Below are 18207 nucleotides of genomic sequence, written 5' to 3' on the forward strand. Positions count from 1 at the left end.
GCGCCCGTTTAGCGACGTACTTCCTTTGCGATTCTGACGAGATTCTATGAGATCAACGGCTAAAACCGCCACGTCCTGTGGCAACGCCGTTGTGACCTGCATCATGCAGGCCTAAACACAGCTTCTATAGAGCCGATGTTGACTTATCGTATAGCTAGTCGCTGGGCGACTGGAGCTAGACAAGAATATGCTATTTCAAAATGAATGCAACGAAAAATTAATACTTTCTTTTCTTATGAAAAAGAGGTACTTGCTTTATCAATTAGAGCAAGACCTCTTTTGTATATAAATCCAGTATTCAGCACTCAATTCATTTATCAATAGGATCTTTCAAGTCCCAACGGACCGTGATCAGCACTTTTTTATGGCGTTGTTGAACTTCTTCAAAAGCTTCTGTTAGAGCTTTTTTTTGCGATTGGATTTGTTGAGCAATGAAACCTGTCTCTAATCGAAAGCATGGTTCTTCATGCAATTGCATTCTTCTTGTAACAATGTCACCGGATAATTCGAGCTGTAATTCGTGCTTCCGTTCGTTTATAACGGTTAATGTTCCCCAGCTTGCGTCGATAAAAAAAGAAATCATTTCATCAAATGAAAGAAGCGGGAATTTGCGTGCAAGATGCTTGCCAGCCCAATACGTAATTTCTGGTGTGTCTTTTCCAAGTAAGTCAGGTAGAAGAACGTCCCGAATGAGCTCATAACCGAAAACCGGTACAGATTGAAGTTCTTCTATCACAGGTGGAGTTTGAAGTTTATTAGTCATTAAAGATCGATTCCCCTCTTTCAGTATAAAGCTATTATATACAAAAAAAGGTGCATTTTGATGAAAAACAATGAATTTATCATGAAGAATTGTTTTTTTATCAAAATGAGAAAATGAAACCGTTGCCTTGACGCTTTATAAAGTGGGGAGTAGAATAGATATGTCACATAATTATAAAATTTTGTGTTGTTCGACAACGTAGGAATATTCCAATCACATTTTGTCCACAACACAGAGGCGTAACTACTAAGGGGGGTAAATTGTGGCAGGGAAAAATGAATTTTATATGCGCAGACTGCACTCTTTGCTGGGGGTTATTCCAGTAGGGATCTTTGTAGTGCAGCACTTGATTATCAATCACTTTGCTACACGCGGAGAAGAAGCATTTAACAATGCCTCAAATTTTATGGCAAGTTTACCATTTGTCATATTCCTTGAATTCGCAATCATTTACATACCAATTTTGTTTCATGGAATTCTAGGACTTTACATTGCTTTCACCGCTAAAAACAATCCGACGAAACTTAGTTATTTCAGAAACTGGATGTTTACAATTCAGCGATTCACAGGCGTGCTTTTATTATTATTTATCGCTTGGCATGTATGGGAGACGCGAATTCAAAAAGCATTTTTCGGTGCTGAAGTTAACTTTGAAATGATGGAAAATATTTTATCTAACCCAGTTGTGTTGATTTTATATTTGGTAGGGATTTTATCCGCTACATTCCATCTCTCTAATGGTCTATGGTCATTTTTAGTAAGATGGGGAATTACGCAATCTCCAAGCTCCCAACGAATTTCTTCTTGGGTAATGGGAGGCGTATTTATTATTACTTCAATCATTGGTGTCCGAGCGGCACTTGCGTTCGTATACCCAGATTTATTTGTCTAAACGATGATGTAATAGACGGATAGGCATGGGAAAACAAAAGGAGTGAATGACACGATGAGTAACGGTAAAATCATCGTGGTCGGTGGTGGATTAGCCGGCCTGATGGCAACTATAAAAATAGCTGAGCAAGGAAACGCGGTGGATCTTTTTTCACTTGTTCCAGTAAAGCGTTCCCACTCTGTTTGCGCGCAGGGTGGAATTAACGGTGCAGTAAATACAAAGGGTGAAGGGGACTCTCCACTTATCCATTTTGATGATACAGTTTATGGTGGAGACTTTTTAGCAAACCAACCTCCGGTAAAAGCGATGTGTGAAGCTGCGCCAGGAATTATCAATTTATTTGACCGTATGGGTGTTATGTTTAACCGTACTCCTGAAGGGTTACTTGATTTCAGACGCTTCGGTGGTACACAGCATCATCGTACAGCGTTTGCGGGTGCGACAACGGGACAGCAGCTTCTTTATGCACTTGACGAACAAGTTCGCCGTCACGAAGTAGCTGGCCTTGTTAACAAATATGAAGGCTGGGACTTCTTGGGAATCATTAAAGATGATGATGGAGTTTGTCGAGGGATCGTTGCTCAAAACATGACAACAATGGAAATTCAATCATTCCCAGCTGACGCTGTTATTATGGCAACAGGTGGGCCAGGAATTATATTTGGAAAGTCAACAAACTCTGTAATTAATACCGGTTCAGCCGCTTCGATTGTATATCAACAAGGGGCAACCTATGCAAATGGAGAGTTTATTCAAATCCATCCGACTGCAATTCCAGGAGACGATAAGCTTCGCCTTATGAGTGAATCTGCTCGTGGGGAAGGTGGACGAGTATGGACGTATAAAGATGGAAAACCATGGTATTTCCTTGAGGAAAAATATCCAGCATACGGGAACCTTGTACCGCGTGACATCGCCACACGAGAAATTTTTGATGTTTGTGTCAATATGAAGCTTGGCATCAATGGAGAAAACATGGTATATCTTGACCTTTCCCATAAAGATCCACATGAGCTTGATATTAAACTTGGCGGTATTATTGAAATTTATGAGAAATTCACTGGTGACGATCCTCGTAAAGTGCCAATGAAGATTTTCCCAGCTGTTCATTACTCTATGGGCGGACTGTGGGTTGACTATGAGCAGCATACGAATATTCCAGGCTTATTTGCTGCAGGTGAGTGTGACTATTCTCAACATGGAGCAAACCGTTTAGGTGCTAACTCCCTATTGTCTGCTGTATACGGTGGAATGGTCGCGGGACCTGAAGCAGTTAAATATGTAAGCGGCTTGGCGAAAAGCGCGGATGCTCTTCCATCATCCCTATTCGAAGGTGCGCAAAAGCATGAAGAGGAAAAATGGGCAGATATTATGGCTTTGGATGGTACTGAAAATGCGTACGTCCTTCATAAAGAGCTTGGTGAATGGATGACAGATAACGTAACGGTTGTTCGTTACAATGATAAATTACAAGAAACCGATAATAAAATTATTGAATTGATGGAGCGTTGGAAAAACATCAATATTAACGATACGACGAGCTGGAGCAATCAAGGTGCACTATTTACAAGACAGCTTTGGCATATGATGCAGCTTGCACGTGTTATTACGATTGGTGCATTGAATCGAAATGAAAGCCGAGGAGCTCATTATAAGCCGGACTTCCCAGAACGTGATGATGATAACTTCTTGAAGACAACGATGGCGAATTATAATGCAAGTACGAACACACCAGAATTCAGTTATGAGGATGTCGACGTCACTTTAATTAAACCACGTAAACGCGACTATTCAAAACAGAAAGAGGTGAATTAACATGAGTGAAAAGAAAACTGTTACTTTTATTATTACTCGTCAAGATCATCCAGAATCTCAACCATATGAAGAAGAATTCGTTCTTGATTATCGACCAAACATGAACGTCATCTCTGCGCTTATGGAAATTCGCCGTAACCCGGTCAATTCAAAAGGGGAAAAAACAACGCCAGTAAACTGGGATATGAACTGTCTTGAGGAAGTATGTGGAGCTTGCTCAATGGTAATCAATGGCCAACCGCGTCAATCTTGTACAGCGCTCGTTGATAAATTGGAACAGCCAATTCGATTGGCGCCAATGGCTACATTCCCAGTCGTTCGTGACCTTGTTATTGATCGAAGCAGAATGTTTGATTCATTGAAGCGAATCAAGGCATGGATTCCAATTGATGGAACGCACGATCTTGGACCAGGACCACGTATGCCGGAAAGAAAACGTCAATGGGCATACGAGCTGTCAAAATGTATGACGTGCGGGGTTTGCCTGGAAGCATGTCCAAACGTAAACAGCAAAACAGATTTCATTGGCCCAGCATTTCTTTCACTCGTACGTTTATATAACGCACATCCAACTGGATCGATGAACAAAGACGAACGTCTGGAAGCATTAATGGGCGATGGAGGAATCTCACAGTGCGGTAACTCACAAAACTGTGTGGAAGTTTGTCCAAAAGGCATTCCGCTTACAACTTCCATTGCAGCAATGAACCGCGCGACGAACATCCAAATGTTCAAAAACTTCTTCGGAAGCGACAATATGGTAGAGTAATAAGATTAAACAGGACTTGTCCAATAGGGACAAGTCCTGTTTTTTTATATAAAAAAATTACAACATGAAATAAAACGTTTACAATTGGCTGTCAATATATAGTAGTAGAATAAGGTAAAGACGTTTTTACATAGTCGGATGAAAACGAGGAGAGAGAAAATGGGGAGGAAAATAGAACTGCATAGCCATCTATCTGAAAAAGCGAAGAAAGATCAGCCAAGGCTGAAGAGTAATTTTAACGCTGCCTGGAAATTTATAAAGAAAGACATAAAAGATGCGTACGAGCCTTCATTCAATGATTCTACATGGGAAACGGTCAGTACTCCACATACATTCAATGACATCGATACATTCGATAATTTTATGGAGGGAGGGCATAATGGCGAAAGAAATATGTACACGGGTAAGTCATGGTATCGTAAACAATTCAAAATCAAGGAAAAATATAAAGATAAAAAAGTATTTATCGAATTTGAAGCCGTACGTCAAACAGCAGATGTTTACATCAATGGAGTAAAACTTGCTGGAAAATGTGAAAATGGCTTTATTCCATTTGGCTATGACCTGACACCGCATCTCTATTTTGGCGACCAAGAAAATCTGATCGCTGTCATGGTAGATAATACTTTCCCTTATAAGTCGGAAGGGACAGATGATGTATTAAGCTGGCATGATTCCCATTGGCATCCGACACATGGCGGACTTTATCGAAATGTTTATTTGGCGATTACGGACAAGCTTCATATTACATTGCCATTGTATAGTTTTCTAGAATCGCAAGGAACGTATGTGCACACATCAAATATTACGAAGGATTCGGCAGATGTGACGGTTGAAGCGGAAGTATTTAATGAGGATAGTCGTTCGAAATTCGTAGACTATATCGTTGAAGTCGTTGATCGTATGGGTAAGGTCGTGCTCACAATGAGAGATCAAAAGAAAGTAGAGGCAGGGGAGAAGTTTGTTTTTGCTACAACGGAAACTTTGAAGAACCCACATCGTTGGTCACCTGATTATCCATATGTATATAAGGTGGTAACAAAATTAAAGGTAGAAAATAAGATTGTCGATGAGTACGTTACTCCGTTAGGAATAAGAACATTCGAGTTTACGAATGATCAAGGATTTTTTATTAATGGTCGGCAGATGAAACTAAAGGGGTGGGGGCAAAAGGCAACGAATGAATGGGCTGGTTTAGGTGCTGCCTATCCTGATTGGATGCATGACCATGTCATCAAGTTGATGAAAGATGCCGGCGGCAACTTTATCCGTTGGGGACATGTGGCCGGTTCGCCGACACATTTAAAAGTAGCAGATAAATATGGAATGATCACACTTCAACCTGGTGTAGATGGGGAAGGAAGCACAGTTGGTGGTGTATACAGTGATGTTGCTTATAAAATAAGAGCCAGCGCCTTCCGCGATATGGTTATTTATTATCGAAATCATCCATCGATCCTTTCGTGGGAAGGCGGGAATCAAAGTGTGCCAGTAGCGGAAGCGGAGACGTTGAAAGAAATCGTTCAAGAATGGGATCGACATGGTGGAAGAAATTATGCACATCGAAGAAGCGATGCGGCAATGGATAAATTTATTGATCTTTCGATTGGGACAGAGGGAAGCTGGGAATTAAAAGGCTCTGGTCACCCGGTCGTTGAAGGGGAATATAATCGAGAAGAAGCGCCGCGCCGCGTTTGGGATCGTTACACGCCAGGCTATGAAAACTACCAAACTTCCCCTGATTCATCGTATAATTTGACGGCAGAAGATTTTGCTAAAAACCAAGCGAGTCAATTTGCAAAAATTAGCGCTCCTGAGCATTGTGGCGGAGCGAATTGGATTTTCTCGGACTCAACAAGTCATGGACGTGTTCATTCGGAAGTAGCCCGTGCGAGTGGAGAAGTGGATGGTGTGATGCTTCCAAAAGAGGCATATTATGCGATCAAAGCGATCTTTAGAAATGATCCGCAAATTTATATTATTGGTCATTGGAATTATCCAGTAGGAACGGTGAAGGACATATATGTAATGGCCAATGGTGATCGTGTTGAGTTTTTTATTAACGAGAAATCATTAGGATTCGGTTCAAAAAGTGATACGTATTTATTCACATTTCATGATGTTGCTTGGCAAGCGGGAACGATTAAAGCAGTTGCATACAATTCAGATAATGAAGTCATTGCCATACATGAAAAGAAAACAACAGGTGCACCAGTTGCAGTCAAATTGACCGCAATAACGGGACCTGAAGGATTGCGTGCTGACCGATCTGATGTCGTATTAATTGATGCGGAAGTTGTAGATATTTATGGTGATCGTGTTTCAACTTTCGATGGACGAATTGACTTTGCGATCACAGGGCCGGGAATATGGAGAGGCGGTTATAATAGTGGTAAGGAAGCCTCCACGAATCATCTACATTTAGAGATTGAAGCTGGGATCAATCGTGTAGCTGTTCGGTCAACACTCGTTCCGGGAACAATTACAGTGACTGGGCAAATCAAAGGATTAAAATCGGCAACGATAAACGTGATGTCGCATCCAGTATTAATCGAAGATGGACTTTCAGTGGAAATGCCGCTGATACCTGAATTAGTTTTAACGGGTGTGGAACCGTCAATCGGTGAAGGGCCTAAGGATACAAGAGTAAAACGGTCAAAAGAACTTCAGCGACAACTCATCCATGATTTCTCATATTCTGGTATTCACTGTTCAAATGGTGTTCAAGTAAATGTGAAAAATGGTGATCAAATCTATTCTGATCAAGATTTCGTATTTGAAAACCTTCCGGATGATTTACTTGGCGGAGAATATATACAAGTAGCGAATGAAGATGCATCATATCAAGCATTAGACCTTATGCATTTTACGATTGGTAATAACGCGAATGTGTACATTGCTCACGATGACCGCTTAGAAAGACCGCAATGGCTAATGGAAGGTTTCATCGATGCGGAGGATGGCATTACAATTAATGGGTCTACACATAGAGTATTTTCTAAAACAGTTAATGCGAATACGACATTAACGCTTGGTGGGAATCAAGATCACGATGAAGGGAAGATGGCCAATATGTACGTCATGTTTGCGAAAGAGATTTGATTAATTCTTCTAGATTGAAACACCTTTCTTGTATTTGAGCGTTTTACAAGAAAGGTGTTTCTTTTTGTTCTTACCATGAAAAGGGAGCGACTGTGGCAGCAGTCTCCAGTATCAATTTACGTGCGAATAAGGCATAATCCTCAAACTTATTAAACTTATCTCTTAGGCTTACTATATACTCTTTTGGTAATCGCACTTCAACTATTAGCACATTTTAAAACTTCGACTTTCTTCCCTTGCCCTCACTGGATCATTAATTTCATTATAAACTGCTCGCCAATGGGACCGATTTTTCTCTTTCCTGTGTCTTGAAATCCAACTTTTACATACAATTGTTGGGCAACATTATTTTTATGATTAACGGCTAAAACGACTTCATTACAGGTTGGAAACTCGATTGAAATGAACTTTTTTAGTAAAAACATAGCTTGTTTTGCGAACCCTTTTCCTTGGTGCACATGGTTGATTGATAATGAAGTTAATAGCATCGCCTTTGAGTTTTCCGTATAGTCTTTTACGCGATCGGTTGCGTGTAATATAAAGAAACCGACTGGTTCTGACTTATGTAAAATAACAATTCGATATTGGTCCTCTACATGTTCCTGAAATTCTTTTGGCAATGATGTAAATTTTCCCTGTTCATTAGGAAGTTCAAAGGAATTTAATATATCCGAATATACATTTGAAAAATGACGTAACTGTACATATTCACATTTCTCCATGATTAGCCCTCCTCTATTGATTACATATTAACATGCGAATATGTGTTTGCGAATGGTGAGTTGATGCCGGCAGAGGGCAATAGTATTGAACCTGCACAAATGATTTTACTCGGCTGAATAATGTATGATTCGCACGATTTAAATTTCTCACTTATACTATTATTTATAATTCATCATTTAAGGGAGGTAGAGGTAAAAATGGATTTGGGTTTAAAAAATAAAGTAGCACTCATTACGGGATCTAGTAAAGGAATAGGACTGAGAACGGCAATACACCTAGCTAAGGAAGGTGTGAAAGTAACCATCTGTGCACGAAATATGGAAAATCTAAAAGCAGCAGCTGATCAAATATTCGCGGAAACTAATATTGAAGTGCACTACATCGAGGCTGATGTGACAAAGGAAGAGGACTGCAAAAAAATTGTTATGTCAACTGTCGAAAAGTATGGCCGATTGGATATTTTGATCAATAATGCTGGCACATCTTCAGCCCATCCGTTTGAAAAGGTTGAATCTGAGCTTTGGCAAGCGGACCTTGATTTAAAATTATTCGGGGCGATCCATTGTTCCCGCTATGCGATCCCTTTTATGCGTCAAGTAGGTGGTGGCGCGATTGTAAATGTGACGGCCTCATTCGCAAAAACTCCGCCAGCCTCTTCTTTACCAACTTCAGTAAGTCGAGCGGCGGGGATGGCTCTTACAAAAGCAATGAGCAAGGATCTGGGACCTGATAATATTCGAGTGAACACTGTCTGTATCGGTTTAATTCGCAGTGATCAACTTGAGAAAAGGTGGAAACAACAAGCTCCTGAGCTTACATGGGAACAATATGCGAGGGAGGGTGATCATCAAGTACCTCTTGGACGTATCGGAAATACAGATGAAGCAGCAAAAGTCATTACATTCCTTGTTTCAGATGCTGCCTCATATGTAACAGGAACAGCGGTGAATGTAGATGGAGGACTAGCCGCAGCTTTATAAGTATATTCAAGTAAAATAGCTGAAATTAGGAGAGTGGCTTGTAACTCAGGGAGAGTGGCTTGTAACTCAGATGGAGTGGCTTGTAACTCAGAGGGAGTGGCTTGTAACTCAGATGGAGTGGCTTGTAACTCAGAGGGAGTGGCTTGTAACTCAGAGGGAGTGGCTTGTAACTCAGAGGGAGTGGCTTGTAACTCAGAGGGAGTGGCTTGTAACTCAGAGGGAGTGGCTTGTAACTCAGAGGGAGTGGCTTGTAAACCAGGGAGAGTGGCTTGTAACTCAGAGGGAGTGGCTTGTAGCTCAGGGAGAGTGGCTTGTAACTCAAGGAGAGTGGCTTGTAACTCAGGGAGAGTGGCTTATAAACCAGGGAGAGTGGCTTGTAACTCAAGGAGAGTGGCTTGTAAACCGGAGAGAGTGGCTTGTAACTCAGGGAGAGTGGCTTGTAGCTCAGGGAGAGTGGCTTGTAAACCAGGGAGAGTGGCTTGTAACTCAGAGAGAGTGGCTTGTAACTCAGGGAGAGTGGCTTGTAACTCAAGGAGAGTGGCTTGTAAACCGGAGAGAGTGGCTTGTAGATCAGGGAGAGTGGCTTGTAACTCAGGGAGAGTGGCTTGTAACTCAAGGAGAGTGGCTTGTAACCAGAGTAAGTGCCACGTAAATCAGACCAAAATGGCTCACAAACAAGCACAACTAAGCCCGCGAAAAAGCGAACTTACCCTCGTTAAACATATCTCTAGGCCGGAGGAATAAAGATCGAAGCATACAAAAAACGAGGTGGGAAAATCCCCACCTCGTTTTGCTTATTCTGGCATTGTGATGTCTTTTTTATCTTTATAGCGTTTTGTTGCTTCATCGATGGCTTGTTGTCCGCCTTTTTTCAGCCAATCTTCAACGATTTTATCGTGGTATTCGATAGGTTCTTGGCCAAGGATGATTTTAGCTGCACCGGTCATCCAAAGATCTGCCGGAGTGTCACTGCCAGGTCGAATGTCTGGGTTCGCTTCAAGTGATTCTAGTGGTGGATCGAATTGAACGCTGTCACGTCCTTCTTTTGCGAGTAGATCATCAAAAATGCTCATTAATTTCTTGCCGTCATCTGTTAATTCTAAAATTCCTTTTGTGTATGTGGAATCGCGAATTAACCAGAGCCAGTACGTACGGTAACGTTGCTCGTTTAAGCCGTTTGAATCTTCTGGAATGACATAGCCGTTGTTGCCAGTTGGATCACCATATGTGAAGAAATTATAAGCCTCATCGGATACTTGCCAATCAAAGAATTGGATCAGGCGCTCCACATCTACCTTTGTTTTTGCATTAATTAAAAATGAACGTGTAACACTGTTGTATAGATAATGACCGCCTTGTCCGTCTGGTCCGGTCGGGGAAGCGATAATTTCCACTCTTGCTTCAGGAACATTTTGTTTAATTTCTTGTTCCCATGCAAGAACTTCCTCGGCGTTCATGCTCCACATACCTGCTTTTCCGGCGATAATATTGCTGCGGTATTCAGGTTGTGGCGTTGTTAAAAATTCAGGGTGAATTAAACCATCGTCATGCATTGTTTTATAAAATTGTAAGGCGTCTTTAATTTTGTCGCCAGCCATGAATTTCGGAACAACTTCATCTTCATAAAGTTCCCATTGATATGGGTATGCATCGAAAGCACCGAAGAACGTGTCAGCATATTTAAATGTTTCGCGTCCTTGGTAAGGATTTTCTATACCCAAATCCTTGAATGCACGCAATACTTCCAAATATTCCTCTGTTGTTTTTGGAACATCAAGTCCTGTTTTTTCTAATAGATCCATCCGAATCGCAAGTCCACGTCTGCTGCGGTTCGCTAAATAGTCAGGAATTGCGTAGATCGTTCCATCGCTAGCTGTTACTTGATCCCAAGCCGCTTGTGGAATAACTTCTAATAAATTTTGTCCATGTTTTTCAAGTAAATCATTTAATGGCATGAACACACCAGCTTGTACAGCTCCGGCTAATTCTGCGCCATTTAATCCACCTGATGATTGAACCACATCTGGAATATCGCCTGATGCAAGCATCAATGTCATTTTTTCTACATATTCTTTATGCGGAACGAGGCGAATGTTTAAGTCCGTATTTGTTAATTCTTCTAGCTCTTTTACCCATTTATCTTCATTGATATCAGGGTGATTTTCTACATACGGTGTTGCCAATGTTCGCATAGAGATTGAAAAGGCAAGTGGTTCTTTGTTTTCATTGTCTGCATTGTCATTTTCTTCATTTGCCTTTGGTGCTTCATTATCTCCAGAAGATGAAGCGCCTTGTTGATTACAGCCGATCAATAGGGCTGAAAGCAAGCATAGCAAGAAAATAAGAAAAGCGTTTCTTTTTAACATAATGTACCCCCTTCAAATATGTAAGTGCTTTCATTAATTAATTTATCAATCTATGATACAATTTGAAATGTGAAAAATATAGTTGTATTTGTGTAATTTTTAGGGCAGCCAATAATGAGGAGGGTGAAGATGGATAGACAAGAGTTATATAATCACTGGTTAATAGAGGAACAGCAGCCGTTCTTTGGCTGGGACTTTACCCATTTATCTGGTCGATGGCATGAAGAAGGCCTTCCTTGGAAGTATAAAAAGTTTATCTTGCAATATTTGCAGCCCAATCATCAGCTATTAGATATGGGAACGGGTGGGGGAGAGTTTCTATTAACGCTTGGACATCCATACGAAAACACTTCCGTAACCGAGGCGTGGGAACCGAATGTAGAACAATGTAAAAATAGGCTCGAACCGTTAGGAATTACAGTTAAGCAATTATTTAAGGAAGAGCACTTGCCTTTTCCCGATCCTTCATTTGATATGATCATAAACCGCCACGAAGCGTATGATGTCAAGGAAATAAAGCGGATTTTAAAGCCAGGTGGAATGTTCATCACTCAGCAAGTTGGCGGGGAAAATAATGAGTGCTTATCACATTCGTTAATTGAATCATATCGGCCGATGTACGCTAACCTTTGTCTTGAAAATGAACGTAAAAAACTTATGGAACATGACTTTGTTCTTCTCTTCAATCAGGAGTACTTTCCATATTTACGTTTCTTTGATGTAGGAGCTATTGTTTATTATGCAAAAATTATCGAATGGGAATTTCCTGGTTTTTCCGTAAAAAAATGTAGAGATCAGTTAATAAAACTACAACAAACGCTTGAAAAAGAGGGATATATTGAAACTTTTGAGCATCGATTTATCATCGTCGCCAAAAAGCCCCACGCTGTTTCGTAATAACAACGTAGGGCTTTTTCTATTAATCCTTAATCCCGCCAAGCATAAATCCTTTAATAAAATAGCGCTGCAAAAATGGATAGACTAGCAAAATCGGGACAGTTGCGACAATGATTGTCGCCATTTTGATCCCTTCAGGTGAGCTTGAAAGCATCGTTGAAAAGAGATCGGATGTTGGGTCAGCGACTAAAGTATCATCGACGATCATTTCTCGCAATTTTACTTGAAGCGGGTAAAGCTTGCGATCTTCAATATACATCAAAGCATTGAAATATGTGTTCCAATGGAATACCGCATAGAAAATTCCTAGTGTGGCAAGTGCCGGTTTGGACAGCGGCAACACAATTTGGAAGAGAATGCGCATTTCTCCGCATCCATCAATTCGTGCCGAATCAATTAACTCCGTTGGAATTTGTAAAAAGAACGAGCGCATAACGAAAAAGTTAAAGGCACTAATCGCAGATGGGATGATTAACGACCAGACTGAGTTAAGCAGGCCTAATTTTTGCACGAGTAAATACGTTGGAATTAGTGGTGCCGAAAAAATCATTGTGAACAAAACCATAAATAGTAAAAATTTCCGGCCAACAAATTCTTGTCGAGATAGTGGATAGGCGAGGGAAGCCGTCGCAAATAAATTAAACAATGTTCCCACGATCGTAATAAAAATTGTTACACTAAAAGCGCGCCAAATCGTATTATCTTGAAAGACATATTGGTAATTATCCAATGTCGCTTGCACGGGCCAAAGAATGACCTCACCACGGTCGATTGCACTGGAACTACTGAACGACTGGGCAATGACATGGATGAAAGGCAAAAGCATAATGAGTGAAAGGATAATAAGCAGCGTCATATTTGTTGTTAAAAAAGCTTTACGTGCTGGGCTATCTTTAATTGCCATAATGATCCCCCTTAATATAAACTATTTCCTGTTGTTTTTCGGCTAAGGAAATTGGCTCCAACGAGGAGAATCAGTCCTACTACCGATTTGAAAATTCCAATTGCTGTCGTATAACTGAACTGATTTTGCAGCAATCCGGCATGATAAATATACGTATCAAAAATTTCTCCGCTTTCACGATTTAAAGGATTGAGAAATACATAGACTCGTTCAAAGCCGAAATCTAGGAAGTTACCAATTTGCAATAAAAATAAAATTGTAATTGTTGGAAGCAATGATGGAATTGTAATATTCCATGTTTGTTGCCAACGGTTCGCCCCATCTACTTCCGCCGCTTCATATAAGTGTGGGTTGATACCTGCTAATGCAGCGAGATAGATAATCGTTCCCCATCCTACATCTCTCCACATTCCCGAACCGACGATGAGCGGCCGAATGAAGCTTTCTTCCGCTAAAAAATAAACAGGATCATAGCCAAATGCTTTAATAAGAGTATTGACAATCCCGGTTGAAGGAGAAAGAATCCCAATAAAAATTCCACTAATAATCACCCAAGATAAAAAGTGCGGCATATAAATGACAGTTTGGATAATCCGTTTAGCAAGGACCTTCCTTACTTCATTTAACATAAGCGCTAATATAATCGGCGCAGTGAAGCCAAAAAGCAAATCATAGAAATTAATAATCAACGTGTTTTTTAAAATTCTCGCAAACTCTGGATACATGAACATTTTTTCAAATTGGGCGAAGCCGACCCAAGGACTACCCGTAACCCCTTGGAATATATTGTAGTTTTGAAATGCAATCACCGTACCGAGCAAGGGAATGTATTTAAAAATAAAGAAATAAAAGATTCCCGGAAGTGCAATGATATACAATGCTTTATGTTTCCAAATCGCTCTCGCTAGCCTGCTTGCTTTTGATGGAAGAACGATCTCATTAACAGGTATCGACTGATTCATGTCAATGCTTTCTTCAATATGATTAGCCTTCATTGTAATCCCCCTTTAGTTGTCTATGTAACCAATCGTAATCAATGAAAGGGTTTTCAACAATAGTGAAAGTTTTGCCCGATTTGTGTTTTTTTTTGATGGAAAATAAAGTTGTCGAAAAACAGTAAGGGAAATACAGTATAATAGAGAAAAAAACGATAGCGCTTTCAATTAAGGGGGATATTGAATGAGAATTTTACTAATTGAAGATGAGCCGATGATCCGTAAAGGAATTCGTAAGCTTTTAATGCAAACGGACGTGGAAGATTTCCATATTCATAAGTTAGTAGAAGCAGAAAATGCAGAAGAAGCAGACCAACTTTTACAAACAGAGGTATTTGATCTCATTTTTACCGATATTGAAATGGGGGATAAAAATGGATTGGAGTTAATGGAAAAATGGAGGGAAGAACGAGAAGATACCCAGTGGGTAATTATTTCTGGCTACGACCATTTTGAATACGCTCAAAAAGCAATTCGCTATGGTGTCAAAGAATATTTATTGAAACCGGTTGCAAAAATAAAAATAAAAGAAACGATTGAAAGATGTTTGGAAATGAGGAAAAATCAAAGCGGTAATGATTTTGTTGAGGCAAAAAATTTGGAAGATTTCTTAAATGAGGTGGAGGAAGCGATATGGTCGATCGATAACCAACAATTACATGTCCATTTTCGTTCGTGGAAAAGCAATATTGAACATAAAAACTTCCTCATTACGTATTATAATGATGTTTTATCGTACGTTTTAGATACATTGTTTGTACGCTTAAATAAGCGGGGAAGTAAAATTGTGCAAGCATCGAGTGGCCAAATCAATGGGAAAACAGTCGAACAATCGAATGATCTATTTATGCAAAGATGCGAAAAGATTATTGAATTGATTGCTGAGAGAAGGAAAGGAAATGAGATCGATCCAATCGAAGCGGCGAAGCAATACATTCTCGATCATCTTGATAAGGAAATCAGCTTGGATGAGGTTGCTAATCGCTTAGGCTTAAACGCTTCCTACTTCAGTCAATTATTCAAGAAAGAAACAGGAGAAACATTTGTTAAATACCGAATAAGATTGCGGATGGACATGGCAAAGGAATTATTATTGAAAAATGATATACGCATCATTGATATTCCGAGTATGATTGGGTTAAATGATCACCCACATTTTACAAAAACATTTAAAAAATATACGGGACAAACACCAACTGAATTCCGCAATAAGATGGGGATTGGGTAATGAGAAGATGGATTTACCGCTTAAACATTAACCAGCGTATGCTCTTCTATTTTTCAACAGTCATTATTGTCGCAATTACCGTTGCCTCCTGGCTTATTTATCAAGAAGCGACAACACAAATACAGAAGCAAACACGTGTCTATTTGGAGCATATTGCGAAAAATACGAGCTATCAAACGGATCGATATATATCGCGTCTGGAATTGGCTTCACTATCATTATTGAATAATCGTTTTGTGAAAGGTTTTTTAGACTTAGAAGATCATCAGGAATATGATCGATATAATTATACACAAGAAATCAAGAAGGAAATGCAAAAGATTTCCATTCAAAATAATGATATTAATTTGATTTATCTAGTTGGAGAAAATGGCAAAGTTGTATTATCAGAAGATAGACCGATCTCCTTAACGGAGTGGACGTCTAATTACGAGATTTATGAGCATCTAAAGAAAATCACCCCAGACTCGGGCCAAATTAGTATTCTAGGAAATCCAAGCATTTATGATAAAGCACAATACGTTATTAGTATGTCAAGACAAACCCGTGGCATGGCAAGCTTCGTACCAAAAGGAATTTTAGGATTTGATATTGACGCCATAGCGTTGGAAAAACTATGGAATATCGGCCAATTAAAAAATGATACATCGTTATGGATTATGGATCCAGAAGGAAAAATTGTCTATCACTCTAATGCAAACCTTTTAGGGAAAAAAGTAGCTGGATCATTGCAAGAAAGACTTTCGCAGCAAGCGGAAGGTTCATTCATTGATCTCTGGGAAGACGAACGGACGTTATTTTATTATACAACATCAATTTACACAGGTTGGACATTGATTGCAATGGCGCCAGAATCAGCAATACTTGAGCCAGTTTCAGGTGTGAAGAAAAATGCGCTTGTCGCCTCTGCGATTGCCATTTTATTTGCGGTTATTTTTTCATTTGTGTTTACACGCAGCATTGTCAAGCCTTTGCGTAAAGTGCAAAATGGAATGCGAAAAATGGAAAAAGGCGAATGGGAAATGATCAAACCACTGCAAGGGAATGATGAAATAAGCAGTGTAGTTCATAGCTATAATAAAATGATTCAAAGACTATCACAGCTTGTGGAGGACTTATATAAATCTGAATTGCGAAATCAGAGAGTATTGATTGAAAAACAAAAATCAGAGCTGCAAGCATTGCAATCACAAATTAATCCGCATTTTTTACATAATACACTTGAAACGATGAATGCCTATGCGATTTTAAACGATGCAGACGAGATTTCGGAAATGGCTGAAGCGTTATCATCTATGTTCCGCTATTCCGTACGTAATTTTGAAGTTGTCACATTGCAAGAAGAACTCGAACATGTAAAAAACTTCCTTGTTGTACAAGAACATCGCTTTCAAAAGAAGATCGGCGTTCATTTACATATCCCTCCGCATTTAGAGCGTGAGGAAATGGTAAAGTTAAGCTTACAGCCGCTCGTTGAAAATGCGATACATCATGGATTAAGAAAGAAGGGATACCGCGGGGAAATCCATATTTGTGCAAGCGTTACAGAAAATACGTTCACGATTCAAGTATGTGATGATGGTGCGGGCATAACGGAAGAGCGATTACAGGAAATCAACAATCGTTTGAAGGCGGAAGAATCTTTTGACATCGATAAAAATATGGGAATTGGTGTGAGCAATGTCCATAGAAGAATTCAATTGATTTACGGTCACCATTTCGGCTTGCATATTACTGGAAATGAAGACGAAGGAACGACGGTTACATTAACGTTTCCGAGAAATGAGTGGACAAAGGATTCTGCTTAATAAAAAGCGAACGACGATATTTATGGGTCGTTCGCTTTTTGCGTACCTAAAAATATCCCACATATATCAAAAAAAATCCTAAGGGCTGGATGAAAAACAGTGATAACATAAAAATCGTAAGCGCTTTCTATTAGCTGGTTGGCTCGTACATACCATACGAAAAGTATGAAAAATATGTTGGAAAGGGTAAGGTGATTGAGATGATTGATGTAACGGGGAAAAAAGCATTAGTAACGGGTGGAGGTACTGGAATTGGACGAAGCATCGCTTTAAAACTAGCAGAGGCTGGAGCCGATGTTGTCGTCCATTATGGAAGCAATCGTACTGGGGCGGAAGAGGTTGTAAAAGAAATTGAACAAATGGGGAGAAAAGCGCTTGCGGTTCAAGCGGATGTACTGAAAAGCAATGAAATCGAAGCATTGTTAAAAGAAACGGAAACATTTTTTTCCGGTAAGCTTGACATTTTAGTCAATAATGCCGGTCATCTTGTTCAAAGATCTTCAATCGAAGAAATGAGCGAAGAGCTATGGCATAAAATCATCGATGTGAATGTAACGAGTACGTTTCTTGTCACTCAAAAAGCAATTCCTCTTATGAAAGAAAATGGCGGTAAAATTGTAAATATGGCTTCGCTAGCTGCCCATAATGGCGGTGGACCTGGTGCGGCTGCATATGCGGCTTCAAAAGCGGCAATCTTCACATTATCAAAAGGACTTGCAAAAGAACTATCTGCTTACAATATTAATGTAAATACAGTTTCGCCAGGATTTATTGATGAAACGCCATTCCACACGGTCTTTAATACAGAAGAAGGAAGAAAAAATTCAGTGAAACAAATTCCGTTAAATCGAGGAGGAAAGCCAGAGGATGTAGCCGGTGCTGTTTTATATCTCGTATCTGATGTAAGTAGATTTTTAACTGGGGAGACGATTGAAATTAACGGCGGAATGTTTATGCGTTAAGGG

Annotated in this window: 15 protein-coding genes; 10 read left to right on the top strand and 5 right to left on the bottom strand. The window is 39.9% G+C overall.

The window, feature by feature from the left end; translation table 11 throughout:
* Window positions 1-310: 310 nt before the first annotated feature.
* Window positions 311-763, bottom strand: a complete 453-nt coding sequence (locus KHA95_RS12370) for a YslB family protein (RefSeq protein WP_213137813.1) — start codon at window positions 761-763, stop codon at window positions 311-313.
* Window positions 764-1025: 262 nt separating this feature from the next.
* Between KHA95_RS12370 and KHA95_RS12375 the strand changes: the two genes are divergently transcribed.
* From KHA95_RS12375 to KHA95_RS12390, 4 genes are all read left to right on the top strand, one after another.
* Window positions 1026-1655 (top strand): succinate dehydrogenase cytochrome b558 subunit, encoded by a 630-nt coding sequence (locus KHA95_RS12375; protein ID WP_213137814.1) that lies wholly within the window; start codon window positions 1026-1028, stop codon window positions 1653-1655.
* A 54-nt stretch (window positions 1656-1709) separates the two neighbouring features.
* The gene (gene sdhA / locus KHA95_RS12380) at window positions 1710-3470 is read left to right on the top strand and encodes a succinate dehydrogenase flavoprotein subunit (protein ID WP_213137815.1); all 1761 of its coding nucleotides are present in this window, start codon (window positions 1710-1712) and stop codon (window positions 3468-3470) included.
* Between the two features lies 1 nt (window position 3471).
* Window positions 3472-4239 (top strand): succinate dehydrogenase iron-sulfur subunit, encoded by a 768-nt coding sequence (sdhB, locus tag KHA95_RS12385; RefSeq protein WP_213137816.1) that lies wholly within the window; start codon window positions 3472-3474, stop codon window positions 4237-4239.
* A gap of 159 nt (window positions 4240-4398) precedes the next feature.
* On the top strand, window positions 4399-7341 hold the full coding sequence (locus tag KHA95_RS12390; RefSeq protein WP_213137817.1) for a glycoside hydrolase family 2 protein: 2943 nt from the start codon (window positions 4399-4401) through the stop codon (window positions 7339-7341).
* Between the two features lie 242 nt (window positions 7342-7583).
* Here the strand turns inward: KHA95_RS12390 and KHA95_RS12395 are convergent, their stop codons facing one another.
* Entirely contained in the window at window positions 7584-8063 is a 480-nt protein-coding gene (locus KHA95_RS12395) for a GNAT family N-acetyltransferase (RefSeq protein ID WP_213137818.1), read from the bottom strand.
* Between the two features lie 198 nt (window positions 8064-8261).
* Here KHA95_RS12395 and KHA95_RS12400 point away from each other — a divergent pair, with 198 nt between their 5' ends.
* Window positions 8262-9044 carry an SDR family NAD(P)-dependent oxidoreductase gene (locus KHA95_RS12400; RefSeq protein WP_213137819.1) on the top strand — a complete coding sequence of 261 codons (783 nt, stop codon included), beginning with the start codon at window positions 8262-8264 and terminating at the stop codon, window positions 9042-9044.
* Window positions 9045-9114: 70 nt separating this feature from the next.
* Entirely contained in the window at window positions 9115-9696 is a 582-nt protein-coding gene (locus KHA95_RS12405; protein WP_213137820.1) for a hypothetical protein, read from the top strand.
* Window positions 9697-9838: 142 nt separating this feature from the next.
* Here the strand turns inward: KHA95_RS12405 and KHA95_RS12410 are convergent, their stop codons facing one another.
* Window positions 9839-11410, bottom strand: coding sequence for an extracellular solute-binding protein (locus tag KHA95_RS12410; protein WP_213137821.1), 1572 nt, complete (start codon window positions 11408-11410; stop codon window positions 9839-9841).
* Between the two features lie 129 nt (window positions 11411-11539).
* On the opposite strand from KHA95_RS12410, the gene KHA95_RS12415 reads away from it, so the two are divergent.
* Entirely contained in the window at window positions 11540-12307 is a 768-nt protein-coding gene (locus KHA95_RS12415; protein ID WP_213137822.1) for a class I SAM-dependent methyltransferase, read from the top strand.
* Between the two features lie 22 nt (window positions 12308-12329).
* Here the strand turns inward: KHA95_RS12415 and KHA95_RS12420 are convergent, their stop codons facing one another.
* Both KHA95_RS12420 and KHA95_RS12425 read right to left on the bottom strand, forming a co-directional pair.
* Window positions 12330-13211: a carbohydrate ABC transporter permease gene (locus KHA95_RS12420; RefSeq protein WP_213137823.1), complete on the bottom strand. Its 882-nt coding sequence runs from the start codon at window positions 13209-13211 to the stop codon at window positions 12330-12332.
* 11 nt (window positions 13212-13222) lie between these two features.
* Window positions 13223-14173, bottom strand: a complete 951-nt coding sequence (locus tag KHA95_RS12425) for an ABC transporter permease (RefSeq protein ID WP_213138083.1) — start codon at window positions 14171-14173, stop codon at window positions 13223-13225.
* Between the two features lie 217 nt (window positions 14174-14390).
* Between KHA95_RS12425 and KHA95_RS12430 the strand changes: the two genes are divergently transcribed.
* From KHA95_RS12430 to KHA95_RS12440, 3 genes are all read left to right on the top strand, one after another.
* Window positions 14391-15434, top strand: a complete 1044-nt coding sequence (locus tag KHA95_RS12430) for a response regulator transcription factor (protein WP_213137824.1) — start codon at window positions 14391-14393, stop codon at window positions 15432-15434.
* Window positions 15434-17242 carry a sensor histidine kinase gene (locus tag KHA95_RS12435; protein WP_213137825.1) on the top strand — a complete coding sequence of 603 codons (1809 nt, stop codon included), beginning with the start codon at window positions 15434-15436 and terminating at the stop codon, window positions 17240-17242. The genes KHA95_RS12430 and KHA95_RS12435 overlap by 1 nt, the downstream gene beginning before the upstream one ends.
* A gap of 200 nt (window positions 17243-17442) precedes the next feature.
* The gene (locus KHA95_RS12440; protein WP_213137826.1) at window positions 17443-18204 is read left to right on the top strand and encodes an SDR family NAD(P)-dependent oxidoreductase; all 762 of its coding nucleotides are present in this window, start codon (window positions 17443-17445) and stop codon (window positions 18202-18204) included.
* Window positions 18205-18207: the final 3 nt, after the last annotated feature.

Origin of the sequence: Bacillus sp. FJAT-50079, from assembly GCF_018343515.1 — a bacterium.
Lineage (GTDB): Bacteria > Bacillota > Bacilli > Bacillales > Bacillaceae_C > Lederbergia.